This is a genomic window from Streptomyces sp. NPDC026673, assembly GCF_040638135.1.
Lineage (GTDB): Bacteria > Actinomycetota > Actinomycetes > Streptomycetales > Streptomycetaceae > Actinacidiphila.
In genome coordinates this window covers 87,404-103,284 of record NZ_JBEZXR010000026.1, presented here as the reverse complement: position 1 = coordinate 103,284, position 15,881 = coordinate 87,404, and the positions used below count along the sequence as shown (strand labels likewise).

Genomic DNA, 15,881 nt, shown 5'->3' with positions numbered 1-15,881 from the left:
TCTCCCCCGTAATGCCCTTCATCCCGGTGAGATCCAAGCCGCCGAGGAGTCCACCGCCCACGTCGTCGCCGAAGGCGAGCGAGTACCCGTATGCCGGGGTTCAGCCCAGCCAGCGGTTCAACCGCAGGCGCGTCCACAGCAGGCTGGCGGCGAAGGACAGGGCGACGGTCCCCGCCACCAGCAGCGTGAGCAGACCGGCCGCGCCGAGCCAGCCCGCGTCCGCCGCGACCAGGTGCGGGGCGAGGGCGCGCAGGAACATCAGGTGCACCAGGTACGCGCCGAAGGCCGCGGCGCCGAGCCGGGACAGCAGCGGCCGGAAGCGTACGGGGACCGTGATCCGGTTCAGGGCCATCAGCAGCGCCCCGGCCAGGAACGGCACGAACACCCCGGCGTACGGGGACGGGTAGTGCACGAAGTGCTCGTAGCCGACCACCGCGGCCCAACCGCACACCCCGCCCGCCAGCCACAGCAGGCGCCGGCCGCGCCCGGTCGTCGCGGAGGGCGGCAGCGCCAGCAGGATCGCCCCGGCGGCGGCGTAGGCGATCTGGTACGGAAGCGGGTTCCACGCGAAGGCGGGCAGTTTCACGTGGAGCAGTCCGGCGGCGTCGTCCAGGAGGGTCGGCGCGAGCGCGAGGGCGACGAACACGGCCGCCAGGCCATAGGGCCGCTTCCCACCCTTGACCAGGGCGACGAGCGACAGCAGCAGGATCACCGGCACGTAGGCGTACAGGTACCAGAGGTGGAAGGCGGGCTGGACCGAACCGAACAGGGACTCGTAGGCCACCCGGAGCGTGGGGCGGGGGTTGGCGTCCCGCACCCGATCCCACAGCAGGTACCCGGCCGTCCACACGGCCATCGGCACGATGATGCGCGTCAGCCGGCCGCGCACCTGGGCCCCGTCGCGGGGCGGGGCGCCCGACAGCACGACCCAGCCGGCCATGGCGAAGAACAACGGCACGGCGCAGCGGCTGAGGGCGTCGCCGGCCAGCGCGATCCAGTAGACGGACCGCCCGCCCTCCGGATGCCGGCCGACCGCGTTGAGGAACTGGCCCGCGGAGTGGCAGACGATGACGCCGATCGAGCACAGGACGCGCAACAGGTCGATGTCGTATCTGTGTTCGCGCGGCCGGGCGGCGGGCGGCGCGGCGCGCGCCTCGCTCGTCCCGGTCGTGTGACCGGCTGTCGGGGCGGCGGGGGCGGTGGTCATCGGCTGGGCGGAGATCGGCGGTCACTCCCGGTTGCACTCGCGGGGCCCGGCCGGTGTCCGGCCGTGCCCCGGGATCGGATGGCTGCGCGGCGCGCCCCCGCCGCGGGCGGGGGCTTCCCCGGTACCGCCGGCGGGCGGACCGGCCCCCCGACGGCCGCGGCCCGCCCTCGCGGACACGGCGGGCGGGTGATCCCCGGGGCGGACCGGCCCGGTGGTCCCGGGGCGAGGCCCGTCCGCTCTCCGGACCGGGCGAGGTCGAACGGTTCCTGCGACCGCGTGTACCCGGGTTCGCCGGCTTCATGGCCGGGCGCCTCGGCCGGCCCCGCGGAGGCCGGCGGGTCGGCGTCACGCGGTGCGGTGGCTGGTCCGGCGGCCACCGGGGAGCCGGCGAGGACGGCGATGTGCATGGATCCACGTTCCGGTCGATGTCCGATATCACCTGTCCCGGCAGACTATGGGACGTCCTCGGGAGTGCGGGGCCCGAATGCGCCGAAGGCCGGTCGCCCTGGGGTGGCGTCCAGGTGAACCTGGCCCGGATGCGTGCTCCCTTGCCAGGTCAGCAGGGGTGCCATCGGTCATGCGCGACTTTTTCCCGCGCTGTCCGCCGCCCGGATGTAATCGCCGACCAGTGAGCCGAGCAGCACACCGGCGAGCAGGTCGCCCGTCAGGTGGTCGGCGGTGTACAGACGGGCGTGCACCACCTGGACCTGCATCCAGCGGTACTCCGCGGCCCGCCGCGGGGCCAGGGCGGTGAGGACGGCGACGGCGGCGGAGGAGCGGACCGCGGGGGCCGCCGGGTAGGCGCAGGCGCAACCGGTGTCCCGGGTGGCCGCCGGGTCGGGGCGCAGGGCCGGGTCGAGGACAAAGGGGTATGGCTGCCGGTAGTGGCCGGCCAGCCGTACGCCGATCGTCCCGGCCAGTTGCAGCGCGGCGTCGAGGCGGTCCCGTGCGGCCTCGCCCTCGGCGCGTGGCAGCAGTTCGCGCTGGTCGTCCAGGTACAGGCGCCAGATGTCCTGCTCACCGTGGGCGGCCAGCCAGGCGGCCGCCGCCCGGCCCGCGGCGGTGCGGGTGCGGGCGAGGCGGCGCGCCTGCCCGAGTCCGGCGGCGCGTTCGGCCGCGGAGGGCGGGTCCGGGACGTGGTTCGCGGCCCAGCGGACGAAGGCCGGGTCGTCGCGGACGGTTCCGTGCCCCGCCCGCCACCGGGCGTACAGCGCGTCGGCGGCTCGCCGCTGCTCCGCGAGCCGGGCGGACCAGGCGCGCACCTCGGCGTCCGGGAAGAGCGGGGGCGGCGGACTCTGCTCGATCCGCCGTACCGCGGCCGCGGCCTGCCCGGGACCCGCGGGGCCGGGGTCGTGGATGCCGATCAGGCCGAGGACGGCCGCCGCGGCGGCGACGACGGCGACGACCGGGTACCGCCGGCTCGCGGTACGGAGAGCGCGGGAACGGACCGGAGCCCCGGAACGGGCCGGCGCCCTGCGGCGGGCCGTGCTCACCACGCGGTTCCGGCGGTCTCGTTCGGGGGCGGGCCGGACGGGGCGGGGACCCGGGCGGCCGGTGCGGTGCGCGGGAAGGCGTGGAAGCAGTGCCGTACCAGGCGGAGGACGTCGTTGCCGGGGAGACCGGGGACGAGCAGGACCTGTCCGACGACGTACTTGCTGAGCGGCAGCGGCCGCACCCCCAGGCCGATCAGCAGCCGGTCGGCGGAGCCCGGCCGGGGGCCGCCCTTGGTCTCGACGAGGACGAAGCCGTGGTCCAGCGCGGCGGTCGTCCCGCCGTTGTGGCAGGTGAGCCGTCCGTCGAGGGTGACGCGGCTGCCCGCCTCCAGATCGGCGAGGGCCGCGCGGACGTAGCGGATCTCCCCCGCGGGGAAGAGCGCCCCGGCGCGGACCGGGACCCCCGCGTCGCCGAGCACGTCGTCGACGAAGGCGGCCGCCCCGGCCCCCATGCGGCCGTACTCCCGGGCGGCGAGGGTACGGGCGTGCTTGACCGTGGCGCCGCGCCCGTCCTTGGTCTTGACCTCGACGCGGCACAGCCCGTCCTCGACGTACAGCCGGGTGCGGACCTTCCAGCGGCGCCTGCGCCCCTGCACATGGGCGTGCCAGGCGCTCAGCCCGGCGGTGTCGAAGTAGGTGCTGCGGTAGCCGGTGGTACGGCGGCCGCCGAGGTCCAGTACGTGGTGCGTCGGCGCCAGGGCGGCGACCAGGCAGCGCGCCGACAGCACGGGCAGCAGGTACTTGCGGTCGACCCGGTGCTGCAGCGCGGCGGCGGCGTCGACCTCGGCGAGGGTCGCCCCGCGCAGTCCGGGCAGGCCGAGCGCGTCGGCGAAGGGCTCCGCGGCGGTCACACGAGCCTGCTCTCGAGCGGGCTGTCGTGACCGCTCCGCCCGGCGGGCGGCCCCGCCCCGTCCTCGGGCAGGCCCCAGCTCACGGGCGAGTCGCCGCGGTAGCGGACCGACACCCGGGTCGTCTCCCGTACGAAGTCGACCTCGTCCACCAGGACCGCGAGCGGTTCCTGGCCGAACCTCAGGGCGACCTCGCGGTGGATCGCCGCGGGGTCGGCGTACAGCCGGTCGAGGGTGAGGCGCACCACGCGGGTCGGCTGGTGGGCGTGCGGGTCGTCGACGACCAGGACCGCGGCGAGGACCAGCACGTGCAGTGCCACGACGAGCCAGATCTCCCGCTGCGGCAGCCCCCCGCACAAGGCGATGACCAGGGCCGTGAAGGTGTACGCGACGTCCCGGGCGGTGAAGGCGGTGCTGCGCAGCCGGACCAGGGAGAGCATGCCGAACAGCCCGAAGCCGACCCCGGCCGGGAACTTGCCGGCGCCCATCGCGCTCATCGCCGCGAACAGGCCGATGTTCAGCGCGGTGAGCACCAGCGGCATCTGCGGTGCCGGGTTGCCGCGCCGGTACAGCAGGCCCACCAGTGCCATGAGGGCCAGTACGTCCAGGCCGCCGCGCGCGAGGAGCTCCCATGGTCCGTGCGTCATGAACGGCACCGGGCGGGCGGGTGTGGTCCGGGCACTTCTTCCTCCGCGGGCTGGGTCGTGAGGCCCGGGTCCCGGGGATCCGTCCTTGGAAAGGGGGATGGGGCGGCGGATCCCCGGGCCCAGAATGCGCGGGACGCACCGTCGGGGTGTGGGCGGGCGCCGGCGGGACGCGAATCCGTCCATCAACACCGGACGGTGCGTCCAGCGGTGTTGGACGCTAGCCCCGCGCCCCGCGCCGGGCAAGCCGCCCGGAGTCGCTCCCCGGCCCCGCACCATGGGGGAAACACCAGGCGGGAGAGGCGGGCCCGGCATCACGCGCTCACTCCGGCCACCGGGCAATGTCACTCGAAGGGGTGAGGGCAGGGGCGGTTCGGGAAACGCCGGGCCGCATCACGAACGGGCCCCGTCCGCGCGTCTCCTCTCGCGCGGACGGGGCCCGTTCACCTCCCCGGAGGCTTCAGCTGTCCAGGACCGCGGTCAGCAACTCCGCCGTCCACGCCAGCAGTTCCCTGCCGACCACCGGCTTGCCGCCGATCCGCGCCGTGGACGGGCGCGGTACGAGGATCTGCTTGGCGGCCTGCTTCACGACCGTCCGGGGGTAGAGCCGGTTCAGCCGCAGCTCCTGGGACTCGCGCAACTCCACCGGGGAGAAGCGCACGTTGCTGCCCTGCAAGGTGATGTCGGAGACCCCCAGACGGCGGGCGAGCAACCGCAGCCCGGCGACCAGCAGCAGATTCTCCACCGGCTCCGGCAGCTTGCCGTAGCGGTCGGTGAGCTCGTCGCGGACGGCCTTGATGTCCTCCTCGGAGTTCACCGCGGCGATCGACCGGTACGCCTGCAGGCGCAGCCGCTCGCCGGGCGCGTAGTCGTGCGGGACGTGCGCGTCGACCGGCAGCTCGATCTTCACCTCCAGCGGGGCCTCCTCGACCTCGCCGCCGCCCGCCTCAAGGGACGCCCGGTAGTCCGCGACGGCCTCGCCGACCATGCGGACGTACAGGTCGAAGCCCACGCCCGCGATGTGGCCCGACTGCTCGCCGCCGAGCAGGTTGCCCGCGCCGCGGATCTCCAGGTCCTTCATCGCGACGTACATGCCGGCGCCCATCTCGGTGTGCTGGGCGATCGTCGCCAGCCGCTCGTGGGCGGTCTCGGTGAGCGGCTTCTCCGGCGGGTAGAGGAAGTACGCGTAGCCGCGCTCGCGGCCGCGGCCGACCCGGCCCCGCAGCTGGTGCAGCTGGGAGAGGCCGAAGTTGTCGCCGCGCTCGACGATGAGGGTGTTGGCGTTGGAGATGTCGATGCCCGACTCGACGATCGTCGTGGAGACCAGCACGTCGAACTTCTTCTCCCAGAAGTCCACCACGACCTGCTCCAGCGCGGACTCGCCCATCTGCCCGTGCGCGGTGGCGATCCGCGCCTCGGGCACCAGGTCGCGCAGCCGCGCGGCGGCCTTGTCGATGCTCTCCACCCGGTTGTGGATGTAGAAGGCCTGGCCCTCGCGCAGCAGTTCACGGCGGACCGCCGCGGCGATCTGCTTCTCCTCGTACGGGCCGACGAAGGTCAGCACCGGGTGCCGCTCCTCCGGCGGGGTGGTGATCGTCGACATCTCGCGGATGCCGGTGACCGCCATCTCCAGGGTGCGCGGGATGGGCGTGGCGGACATGGTCAGCACGTCGACGTTGGCCCGCAGCTTCTTCAGCTGCTCCTTGTGCTCGACGCCGAAGCGCTGCTCCTCGTCGACGATGACCAGGCCCAGGTCCTTGAACTTGGTCTCCGACGAGAACAGCCGGTGCGTGCCGATGACGACGTCCACCGTGCCCTCCCGCAGGCCCTCCAGGACGGCCTTGGCCTCACCGTCGGACTGGAAGCGGGAGAGCGCCTTCACCACGACCGGGAACTGCGAGTAGCGCTCGGAGAAGGTGCCGAAGTGCTGCTGGACCAGCAGCGTGGTGGGCACCAGGACGGCGACCTGCTTGCCGTCCTGCACGGCCTTGAAGGCCGCCCGCACCGCGATCTCGGTCTTGCCGTAGCCGACGTCGCCGCAGATCAGCCGGTCCATCGGGACCGACTTCTCCATGTCCTCCTTGACCTCGGCGATCGTCGTGAGCTGATCCGGGGTCTCCGCGTACGGGAACGCGTCCTCCAGCTCCCGCTGCCAGGGGGTGTCCGGGCCGAAGGTGTGGCCGGGCGCGGCCATGCGGGCGGAGTACAGCCGGATCAGGTCGGCGGCGATCTCCTTGACGGCCTTCTTGGCGCGCGCCTTGGTCTTCGTCCAGTCGGCGCCGCCCAGCCGGTGCAGCGAGGGCGCCTCGCCGCCGACGTACTTGGTGATCTGCTCCAGCTGGTCGGTGGGCACGAAGAGCCGGTCGCCGGGCTGGCCCTTCTTCGCGGGCGCGTACTCGACCACCAGGTACTCGCGGGTGGCTCCCTGGACGGTGCGCTGCACCATCTCCACGTAGCGGCCGACGCCGTGCTGCTCGTGCACGATGAAGTCGCCCGCCTGCAGTGTCAGGGGGTCGATCGTCTTGCGGCGCCGCGACGGCATCCGGCCCATGTCCTTGGTGGAGGACTTCTGGCCGGACAGGTCCGTCTCGGTGAGGACGGCGATCCGCAGCTCCGGGTCGACGAAGCCGGTCTCCAGCGAGCCGCAGGCCACATGGACCACGGAGGGCTCGATCGGGCCCTCCAGCCCCGTGTCCAGACGGGCCGCGATGCCCTCGTTGCCCAGCACCTCCACGATGCGGGCGGCCGGGCCGTGGCCCTCGGTGACATAGACCGCGCGCCAGCCGTCGGCCAGCCAGCCCTTGGTGTCGGCGAGCGCCCGGGCGGTGTCGCCGCGGTAGACCTCGGGAGCGTGCATACCGAGCTTGAGGGTGTCGGCGTCCAGCTCCTCGTCGGCCGCGAACGGACTCACCGACCACCAGGGAACGCCCAGCTCACGGGCCCGGTCCCGGACGTCGGCGATCCCCCACAGGGAGGCCGCGCCCAGGTCGATCGGCGCCTCGCCGCCGCCGGCGGACGCCGCCCAGGACGCCTCCAGGAACTCGCGGCTCGTCGCGACGAGGTCGGCCGCCCGGGTGCGCACCCGCTCCGGGTCGCACACCACGGTCATCGAACCGGCCGGCAGCACGTCCAGCAGCAGCTCCATGTCGTCCACCAGCACCGGCGCCAGGGACTCCATGCCCTCCACGGCGATGCCCTGGGCGATCTTGTCCAGCAGCTCGCGCAGCTCCGGGTGCTCCTCCGCGAGCGCGGCGGCCCGCTCCCGCACCTCGTCGGTGAGCAGCAGTTCCCGGCAGGGCGGTGCCCACAGCCCGTGCTCGGCGACCTCCAGCGAGCGCTGGTCGGCCACCTTGAAGTAGCGGATCTCCTCCACGTCGTCGCCCCAGAACTCCACCCGGAGCGGATGCTCCTCGGTGGGCGGGAAGACGTCCAGGATCCCGCCGCGCACGGCGAACTCGCCGCGCTTCTCCACCAGCTCCACACGGGCGTAGGCGGCGGCCGCGAGGGCGTCCACCACGCCGTTCAGATCCGCGGTCTGCCCGGTGCGCAGGGCCACCGGCACCAGATCGCCCAGGCCCTTGACCTGCGGCTGCAGCACGGAGCGGATCGGTGCGACGACGACACGCACGGGACCGGCGGTCGGGTCGTCCGCACTGGGGTGCGCCAGACGGCGCAGCACGGCCAGGCGGCGGCCCACGGTGTCCGAGCGGGGGGAGAGCCGCTCGTGCGGCAGTGTCTCCCACGCCTGGTACTCCACGACGGAGTCCGCGGGCAGCAGCGACTGCAGGGCCGCGGCCAGGTCCTCGGCCTCCCGGCCGGTCGCCGTCACCGCCAGCACGGTGCGGCCGGCGCGGGCCGCGAGCGCGGCCAGCGCCAGCGGGCGGGCCGCGGGCGGGCCCACCAGGTCGACATGCGGGCGGTTGCCGTCCGCGGCACCGCGTACGGCCTCCGCGAGCGCGGGGTCGTTCACGACGACGTCGAGCAGACCGTTCAGGCTCATGTGGCTTTCCGTCCCAGTGGCAACGTAGGCAGGCAACGCGAACAGCCCGACGCGTCGAACGAGCCGGGGTGTCCCAGCGTACGACGCTTCGCTGACACCCGGTGCCGGGTGCTGTGGGCGTGGGCGTGTGTGCGTCCGTTGTGTGCGGCGCCGCTTGTGGTTGCGGTTGGGGTTTCTCCCCCACCCTCCCGCCCTCCCCCAGCCTTCGGCCGGGGGGACCCCCATCCGGCGCGGTCGGTGCGGGCTGCGCTCTGTTGGCGTGGGGTCGGTGCCGCGCCGGCGCACTCCCCCAGCCTCCGGCCGGGGGGACCCCCACCAACGCTCGCGGTTTACCCCCACATCATTCGGCGCCGGGTCCGCCGCTCGTCCCCCCCAACCTTCAGCCAGGGGGAGCACCCCGCCACACCCCCTCCGGTCGTGTGGGCGCACGACGGCCGGAGGAGGGTTCAGCAAGGCACTCGCAGCAACCCCGAACCGCTTCCTCACCCCTGCATCCCCCAGCTACCGCTGGGCGGTACCCCCGGGGTGCCTGACCCGGTGGGGGTCGGCTAGGCAACCGGGGCGACCCCGGACCGCCCCCTTACCACCCTCCGGGGATCAGGCGCGCAGCGAGACGGAGGGGGCGGGGTCGTAGGGGTGGGCGTTCTGGACACTTACGTGTATTTGTTGTGCGGCACAGACGGCACAACAAGTACCGCCCGCCATGCACATAAATATGCGGTCCAGAATGCCCAGCCCCGGAGGCCCCGACCCCGGCCCACCACACACGCGCGAGGCGGCACCTGACCGCGCCGGGCAATCGGGAGGGCGGGCGGGGAAACCCCCACATCAACCACGACGCACCCGCACACGACAACGGCCCCGGGCACACAGCGCACACCCGGGACCGCAGCGCGCCCCGCGCGCTACTCCGTCGCGATCGCGTTCAGCACATTCATCCGCCCCGCCCGAAACGCCGGCACCAGCGCCGCGACGAGTCCGACGAAGGCCGAGCCGATGAAGACGGTGACGATCGTGCCCCACGGGATCTCCAGGATCCCGAGCCCCTGGAGCGCCAGCAGCTGCTGGGCCGAGGCGCCCCAGCCCATGCCGAGGCCGAGGCCGAGCACGGCGCCGAAGAGGGCGATGACGATGGACTCCAGTCGGATCATGCGCCGCAGCTGCCGCCGCGACATGCCGATCGCCCGCATCAGGCCGATCTCCCGGGTGCGCTCGACCACCGAGAGGGCCAGCGTGTTCACGACGCCCAGGATCGCGACGATGATCGCCAGGGCCAGCAGGCCGTAGATCAGGTTGAGCAGCTGGCCGATCTGGTCCTTGAGCAGCTGCTTGTAGTCGGCCTGGTTGCGGACCTGGACCTGCGGGAAGTCGTGCAGCGCCTTCTTCAGCCCCGCGTAGGCCGCCTCCTGCTGCCCGTCCTTGGCGGCGGCGAACATGATGTCGTTGATCGGCATCCGGTCGGCCGGCACGTAGCGCGCCGCGGTCGTGATGTTGGTGTACATCGCGCCCTGGTCGAAGACGGTGTCCGAGGAGGTGATGGCGGCGACGGTCAGCGCGGCGGTGTCGCCGTGCTCGAAGCGGACGGAGAGCTTGTCGCCGAGCTTGACCTTGTGCTTGTCGGCGAATCCCTCGCCGACCGACATCGCGTTCGCGCCGTACGCGGCCGACAGCTCGCCGGCGACGGTCTTGACCTGGAGGTCCTGTGCGTACGTCGGGTCCGCGGCGGACAGGGAGGTGTCGGACACCGACCCGTCGGGGGCGGTGAGCTTGACGTCGAGGGACTTGTAGTCGGTGACGTGGGCGAGGCCCGGCGCGGCCTTGATCGCCCGCTCGATCTGCGGGGTGATCGGCTGGCCGCTGTCGGAGGCGATGATGAAGTCCGCGCCGACCGACTTGTCGAGCTGGTCGGTCGCCGAGGCCACCATCGAGGAGCCGACCACGGACAGGCCCGCCACGAGGGCGAGGCCGATCATCAGGGCGGCGGCCGTGGCGCCGGTGCGGCGCGGGTTGCGCAGCGCGTTGCGCTCGGCGAGGCGCCCGACCGGGCCGAAGATCCGCAGGACGCCCGCGCTGATCACCCGGACGACGAAGCCGGCGAGCAGCGGCCCGACGACCACGAAGCCGACCAGGGTGAGCAGGACGCCGAGGCCGAGGAACATCGAGCCGTCCGCGGCCTTGGTGGCCTGCACCGCGGCGAGGAGCGCGGCGGCGCCCGCGAGGGTGAGGACCAGGCCGATCGCGGCGCGCACCTTGCCGGAGCGGCCGTCGGCGGGGGTGCCGGCGTCGCGGAGGGCGGCCATCGGGGAGACCTTGCCGGCCCGCCGGGCGGGCAGGTAGGCGGCGAGGACGGTCACCACGACGCCGAGGACGAGCCCGGCGACCGGGGTCGAGGCCTTGACCGTCAGGGACGAGGTGTCGAGGTTCATCCCCATGGTGCCCATGAGCTTCATGAGCAGGACGGCGAGCCCGACGCCGCCGCCGATGCCGAGCACGGAGCCCACCACACCGAGCAGCAACGCCTCGACCAGCACGGATTGGTTGACCTGGCGGCGGCTGGCGCCGATGGCCCGCATGAGCCCGATCTCGCGGGTGCGCTGGGCGACCAGCATCGAGAAGGTGTTGACGATCAGGAAGACGCCGACGAGGACGGCGATCCCGGCGAAGCCGAGCATCGCGTACTTGATGACGTCGAGGAAGCCGGCGATGTCCTTCTGGTTCTCGGCGGTCCACTCGGCCTGGGTCTGCACCTTGTAGCCGGCGGCCGAGCCGAGGGCGGCGGTGACGTTCTTCTTCAGCCGCTCGTCGCTGACCCCGGTGTTCGCGGTCAGGCCGACGCTGCTGAAGACGTCCTTGGCGCCGAGCAGCTTGGTCTGGGTGGTGGCGGTGTCGAAGTAGAAGATCGCCGCGCCGGGGTTGGTGACCTTGAAGGTGGCGATGCCGCTGATCCGGGCCCGGAACTCACCGGGGATGGCGATGACCCGCAGCTCGTCGCCCAGCTTCAGGTGCTTCTTGTCGGCGGTGTCGGCGTCGACCATCACCTCGGTGGGGCCGCGCGGGGCGTGGCCGGAGGTGACGTCGACCGAACGCAGCTCGGTGGAGTCCCAGTTGGTGCCGATGGTGGGGGCGCCGGAGGTGGGCCCGAGGTTCTCACCGGCGGCGTCGGTCACCGTCAGGGTCTGGCTGTTGGCCTCGCCCGACGCGGACTTGACGCCCTCGACCCGCTTCAGCTCCTCGACCACGGAGGCGGGCACGGTGGCCGCCTTGGTGGTCATCTGCATCTCGTCGTCGCTGGGCGCGCCCTTGGGTGTGACGGTGACGTCCGAGGCGGTGGCGGCGAAGAGCTTGTCGAAGGTGGAGGTCATGGTGTCGGTGAAGACGAGCGTGCCGCAGACGAAGCCCACCGAGAGCAGGACGGCGATGGCGGAGAGCGCCATGCGGCCCTTGTGCGCGAGGAAGTTGCGCATCGAGGTCTTGACGACGGTCACGACGTCCTCCCGCGGGCGTCGAAGTCCTTCATGCGCTCGAGGACGGAGTCCGCGGTCGGGTCCCGCATCTCGTCCACGATCCGGCCGTCGGCGAGGTAGAGGACGCGGTCGGCGTAGGAGGCGGCGACCGGGTCGTGGGTGACCATGACGATGGTCTGGCCGAGTTCGTCGACGGAGCGGCGCAGGAAGCCCAGGATCTCCGCGCCGGCGCGCGAGTCGAGGTTGCCGGTCGGCTCGTCACCGAAGATGATCTCGGGCCGGGCGGCGAGGGCGCGGGCCACGGCGACGCGCTGCTGCTGACCGCCGGAGAGCTGGCCGGGACGGTGCTTCAGGCGCCCGGCGAGGCCGACGGTCTCCACGACCCGCTGCAGCCACTGGGGGTCGGCCTTGCGCCCGGCGATGTCCATGGGCAGCGTGATGTTCTCGGCCGCGTTCAGGGTCGGCAGCAGGTTGAAGGCCTGGAAGATGAAGCCGATCTTGTCTCGGCGCAGCTGGGTGAGCTTCTTGTCCTTCAGCTGGGTGATCTCGGTCTCACCGACCCAGATCTGGCCCTCGGTCACCGTGTCGAGACCGGCGAGGCAGTGCATCAGGGTCGACTTGCCGGAGCCGGACGGCCCCATGATCGCGGTGAAGCGTCCGCGCTCGATGTCGACGTCGACCGCGTCCAGGGCCACGACCCGGGTCTCGCCGGAGCCGTACGCCTTGGTCACCTGACGGGCCCGGGCGGCGACGGCCGTACGTTCTCCGCTACCCCCGGACTTGGGAATCGATACTGCCGTTGTCACTGGATGACTCCTGTTCGAGTGGTCGTTGCCGCCGTTTCCGGGCGTGCGTCGTCGCGTACCAAGACTGGCTTCGGGGAGGGGGCCGGGACGATGGTGCGCGTCTCCGTATCGGCCCGGGGGTTAGCCCCACCAGAAGGCTAGGGAGCCCAGGGGGGCGCCCTCGTCCTCCGCCGGTACGAACCGGGGGTAGGAGAAAATTCGGTGTGACCCCTAGGGGGACTGCGACTTTCGACCGACCCGGCTCGGGGTCGATGCTGCACCCTCCGGTCGCGGGAGGTTCAAGCCCGGCCGTCCGGCCTGCGGATACCCCCTGTGCGGGGCGACGCCCGGCATGGAATGGTGTGTCGTACACACAACCAGAGGGGGTCCCGTGGAGCGCACCGGGCAGACCACGGCCGCAGCCGCCACCGCGAGGCCGCAGAGCCCGCCACGGCGCGGTCCGGTGGTCGCCGCGCTCATGCTGGCCATGGCGCTGGCGGCGATGGACTCCACGATCATCTCCACCGCGGTCCCGCAGATCGTCGGCGACCTCGGCGGCTTCTCCGTCTTCTCCTGGCTCTTCTCCGGCTATCTGCTCGCGGTCACGGTGACCCTTCCGGTCTACGGCAAGCTCGCCGACACCTTCGGCCGCAAACCCGTGCTGCTGGCCGGCATCGCGATCTTCCTGCTCGGCTCCGTGCTGTGCGCGGGGGCCTGGAACATGGCGGGGCTGATCGCCTTCCGCATCGTGCAGGGGCTCGGCGGCGGCGCCATCCAGGGCACCGTGCAGACGGTCGCGGGCGACCTGTACCCGCTGAAGGAGCGCGGCCGCATCCAGGCGGCGATCTCCACGGTCTGGGCCGTCTCCGCCGTCCTCGGGCCGCTGTGCGGCGGGCTGTTCGCCGGGTACGCCAGCTGGCGCTGGATCTTCCTGATCAACCTGCCCGTCGGCGCGGTCGCGCTGTTCCTCATCTCCCGCCATCTGCGCGAGACGGTCGCCGACCGCACGCGGCACCGCGTCGACTGGCAGGGGGCGCTGCTGCTCTTCCTCTCCGGCGGTCTGCTGATCACCGGCCTCGTCCAGGACGGGCCCGCCCGGTGGTGGCTGCTCGGCGGCAGCCTCGTCATGGGCGCCCTCACCGTGTGGGCCGAGCGCCGGGCCGCGGAGCCGATCATCCCCGGCTGGGTCTGGCGGCGCCGGGTGATCGTCGCCGTCAACCTGGCCCTCGGCATGCTCGGCGTCCTGATGGTCGCCCCGACGGTCTTCGTCCCGACATACGCGCAGACCGTGCTCGGGCTCGGCCCGATCGCGGCGGGCTTCGTGCTCTCGGTGATGACGCTCAGCTGGCCCGTCTCCGCCGCCCTCAGCAACCGCGTCTACCTGCGCATCGGCTTCCGCAACACCGCGGCCCTCGGCATGGCGGCCGCCACCGCCGTCCTCGTCGTGCTCGTCCTGCTCCCCTACGCCGGTCCCGCCTGGCAGCCCACCCTGGTGATGCTGGCCCTCGGCGCCGCCCTCGGGCTCTTCCAGCTCCCCCTGATCGTCGGCGTGCAGTCCACCGTCCCGTGGAGCGAGCGGGCCACCGCCACCTCGTCGATCCTCTTCTGCCGCCAGGTCGGCCAGAGCGTCGGCGCGGCCGTCTTCGGCGCCGTCGCCAACGCCACCCTCGCCGCCCGCCTGCACGGCTCCGGCACCGATCTCGACGCCATCGCCGGCGCCGCCCACGCCGACGAGCAGGTGCGCCGCGCCGTCGCGGCGGCCGTCGACCACGTCTACGTCGGCGCGACGGTGGCGGCGGTCCTGTCGCTTGCCGCCGTCCTGCTGGTGGCCCCCCGCCGCTTCCCGGTCCTGGAGGAGGACCCGGCGGTACGTTGACACCGTGGACGCGAAGACCTACGCGCGCATGCGGGCCATCGCCGACGAGTTGATGGAGCGCGAGGACACCTGGGCCGTGGAGATCGGCGAGGGCGTCATCACGTTGCTGATGGCGCCGGTCAACCGGCACGAGCTGATCGCCCTGCGGCTGCGGCGGCAGATCGAGCGGCAGATGGCCGACGATCCGCACTGGGCCGGTCACGTGGCCCACAGCGGTCCCGAGATCGAGGCTCCCGCCATAGGGCGCATGCGCCGCCCGGACCTCGTCGTCGTGGCCGAACAGGCCCTCGACACGCCCGGGTTCCTCGACCCCGCCGACGTCGCCCTGGTGGCCGAGGTCATCTCCACGTCCAACCCGGAGAACGACTACCGCGAGAAGACCCGGGACTACCCCGCCATGGGGATCCCGCTGTACCTGATCATCGACCCGCGAGACAAGACGCTCGCCGTCCTCTCCGATCCGGGACCGTCGCCCGGCGACGACGGCCCCCGCTACCGGGCGCGCCACGACTACGCCTTCGGAGACGCCGTCGCCGTGGGGCCCTGGGTCGTGGACAGCGGGGAGTTCCCCGCCTACGACGGTTCCTGATCCTCCCCGGGGGAGGGAGCGGGCACCTCCGGGGCGGCGGGCCCCGGCTCCTCGTCGGCGTCCGGGACCTCGCGACCGGTGAGGGCGGCGAGGCTGCCGCGGACGTGGGCGAGGTGCGCGCGGATCTCCTCGCGCCTGACCTCGTGCTCGCGCAGCTCGCGTTCGGCGGCCAGGCGGATGCGCTCCTCCCGCACCCGGGCCTGGGCGAGGAGTTCCGCGGCGGTGGCGTCGGCCTCCTCCTGGCGGCGCCGGGCGCCCTCCTCCGTCTCCGCCAGGGCCCGGCGGGCGTCGTCCACCATGGCCTCGGCGTAGGAGGTGAGTTCGGCCAGCCGGGAGTCGACGCCGGCCTCGCGCTCGGCGAGTTCGTGCTCCTGGGTGTCGAAACGCTCGCGGTGGTCCTTCTCCAGCTCGGCGAAGACCTGCTCGTTGTCCGCGCGGGCCGCGTCGAGGTCCCGGTCGGCCTCGTCCCCCAGTCGGCCGGCCTCCTCACGGGCCTCGTCGGCGATCCGCCCGGCGTCGGCGCCATACCGCTCCAGCGCCTGCTCGGCCTCCGCGTCGGCCTCGGCGCGGCGGGCATGGGCGGCGGCACGGGCCTCGTCCATGAGCGTACGACGGGCGGCCTGGGCCGCGTCCTGGGCGTGCCGGGCCTCCTCGTCGGCCTGTTCGCGTACGGAGGCGGCCTCCTCCTCGACGAGCCGCAGCAGATCCAGCGCGCCCTTGCCGAGGGATTCATAGGTCGGCGGCGACAGCGTGGCGACCACATCGCGGAGTGCCGCGCACTCCGCCGCCATCTCGTTGGCCAGGACGGTGAGCCGCGCGGCACGCTCCCACGCGGCGTCGCGATCCTCCGACAGCTCCTCCAGGAAGCGGTCGACCTGTTCGGTGCGGTACCCGCGGCCACGGACGGTGGCGAAGCCGGGGCCGCCGCGGGGGTGTGCCGTACTCATACCCCCATTCTCGGGGATTTGCCCGATT

General features: G+C 73.0%; 10 protein-coding genes. 2 read left to right on the top strand and 8 right to left on the bottom strand.

Features of this window, described 5'->3' with window-relative positions; translation table 11 throughout:
• Positions 1-100: 100 nt before the first annotated feature.
• The 7 genes from AB0F62_RS19730 to AB0F62_RS19700 form a co-directional block, all read right to left on the bottom strand.
• Positions 101-1,207, bottom strand: coding sequence for an acyltransferase (locus AB0F62_RS19730; RefSeq protein WP_361800215.1), 1,107 nt, complete (start codon positions 1,205-1,207; stop codon positions 101-103).
• A gap of 575 nt (positions 1,208-1,782) precedes the next feature.
• On the bottom strand, positions 1,783-2,700 hold the full coding sequence (locus AB0F62_RS19725) for a hypothetical protein (RefSeq protein WP_361800212.1): 918 nt from the start codon (positions 2,698-2,700) through the stop codon (positions 1,783-1,785).
• The gene (locus AB0F62_RS19720) at positions 2,697-3,551 is read right to left on the bottom strand and encodes a polyphosphate polymerase domain-containing protein (protein ID WP_361800209.1); all 855 of its coding nucleotides are present in this window, start codon (positions 3,549-3,551) and stop codon (positions 2,697-2,699) included. Before AB0F62_RS19720 ends, AB0F62_RS19725 begins: the two co-directional genes overlap by 4 nt.
• Positions 3,548-4,195: a DUF4956 domain-containing protein gene (locus AB0F62_RS19715; RefSeq protein WP_361800206.1), complete on the bottom strand. Its 648-nt coding sequence runs from the start codon at positions 4,193-4,195 to the stop codon at positions 3,548-3,550. The genes AB0F62_RS19720 and AB0F62_RS19715 overlap by 4 nt, the downstream gene beginning before the upstream one ends.
• A gap of 457 nt (positions 4,196-4,652) precedes the next feature.
• On the bottom strand, positions 4,653-8,192 hold the full coding sequence (gene mfd, locus AB0F62_RS19710; RefSeq protein WP_361800203.1) for a transcription-repair coupling factor: 3,540 nt from the start codon (positions 8,190-8,192) through the stop codon (positions 4,653-4,655).
• A 905-nt stretch (positions 8,193-9,097) separates the two neighbouring features.
• Positions 9,098-11,677, bottom strand: coding sequence for an FtsX-like permease family protein (locus tag AB0F62_RS19705; protein ID WP_361800200.1), 2,580 nt, complete (start codon positions 11,675-11,677; stop codon positions 9,098-9,100).
• The gene (locus AB0F62_RS19700) at positions 11,674-12,462 is read right to left on the bottom strand and encodes an ABC transporter ATP-binding protein (protein WP_361800197.1); all 789 of its coding nucleotides are present in this window, start codon (positions 12,460-12,462) and stop codon (positions 11,674-11,676) included. The genes AB0F62_RS19705 and AB0F62_RS19700 overlap by 4 nt, the downstream gene beginning before the upstream one ends.
• A 370-nt stretch (positions 12,463-12,832) precedes the next feature.
• Between AB0F62_RS19700 and AB0F62_RS19695 the strand changes: the two genes are divergently transcribed.
• Together AB0F62_RS19695 and AB0F62_RS19690 are read left to right on the top strand one after the other, a co-directional pair.
• Positions 12,833-14,317 (top strand): MDR family MFS transporter, encoded by a 1,485-nt coding sequence (locus AB0F62_RS19695; RefSeq protein WP_361800194.1) that lies wholly within the window; start codon positions 12,833-12,835, stop codon positions 14,315-14,317.
• 4 nt (positions 14,318-14,321) lie between these two features.
• A complete protein-coding gene (locus tag AB0F62_RS19690; protein ID WP_361800191.1) occupies positions 14,322-14,906 on the top strand; it encodes a Uma2 family endonuclease in 585 nt (194 codons plus the stop codon).
• Here the strand turns inward: AB0F62_RS19690 and AB0F62_RS19685 are convergent.
• Positions 14,891-15,853 carry a DivIVA domain-containing protein gene (locus tag AB0F62_RS19685; protein WP_361800188.1) on the bottom strand — a complete coding sequence of 321 codons (963 nt, stop codon included), beginning with the start codon at positions 15,851-15,853 and terminating at the stop codon, positions 14,891-14,893. The two genes, AB0F62_RS19690 and AB0F62_RS19685, sit on opposite strands and share 16 nt — an antisense overlap.
• Positions 15,854-15,881: the final 28 nt, after the last annotated feature.

What these genes read in the sequence shown, in the direction of transcription:
- AB0F62_RS19715 (WP_361800206.1), bottom strand. Translation starts at nt 4,195, where the DNA reads ATGACGCACGGACCATGGGAGCTCCTCGCGCGCGGCGGCCTGGACGTA.
- mfd (WP_361800203.1), bottom strand. Translation starts at nt 8,192, where the DNA reads ATGAGCCTGAACGGTCTGCTCGACGTCGTCGTGAACGACCCCGCGCTC.
- AB0F62_RS19685 (WP_361800188.1), bottom strand. Translation starts at nt 15,853, where the DNA reads ATGAGTACGGCACACCCCCGCGGCGGCCCCGGCTTCGCCACCGTCCGT.
- AB0F62_RS19730 (WP_361800215.1), bottom strand. Translation starts at nt 1,207, where the DNA reads ATGACCACCGCCCCCGCCGCCCCGACAGCCGGTCACACGACCGGGACG.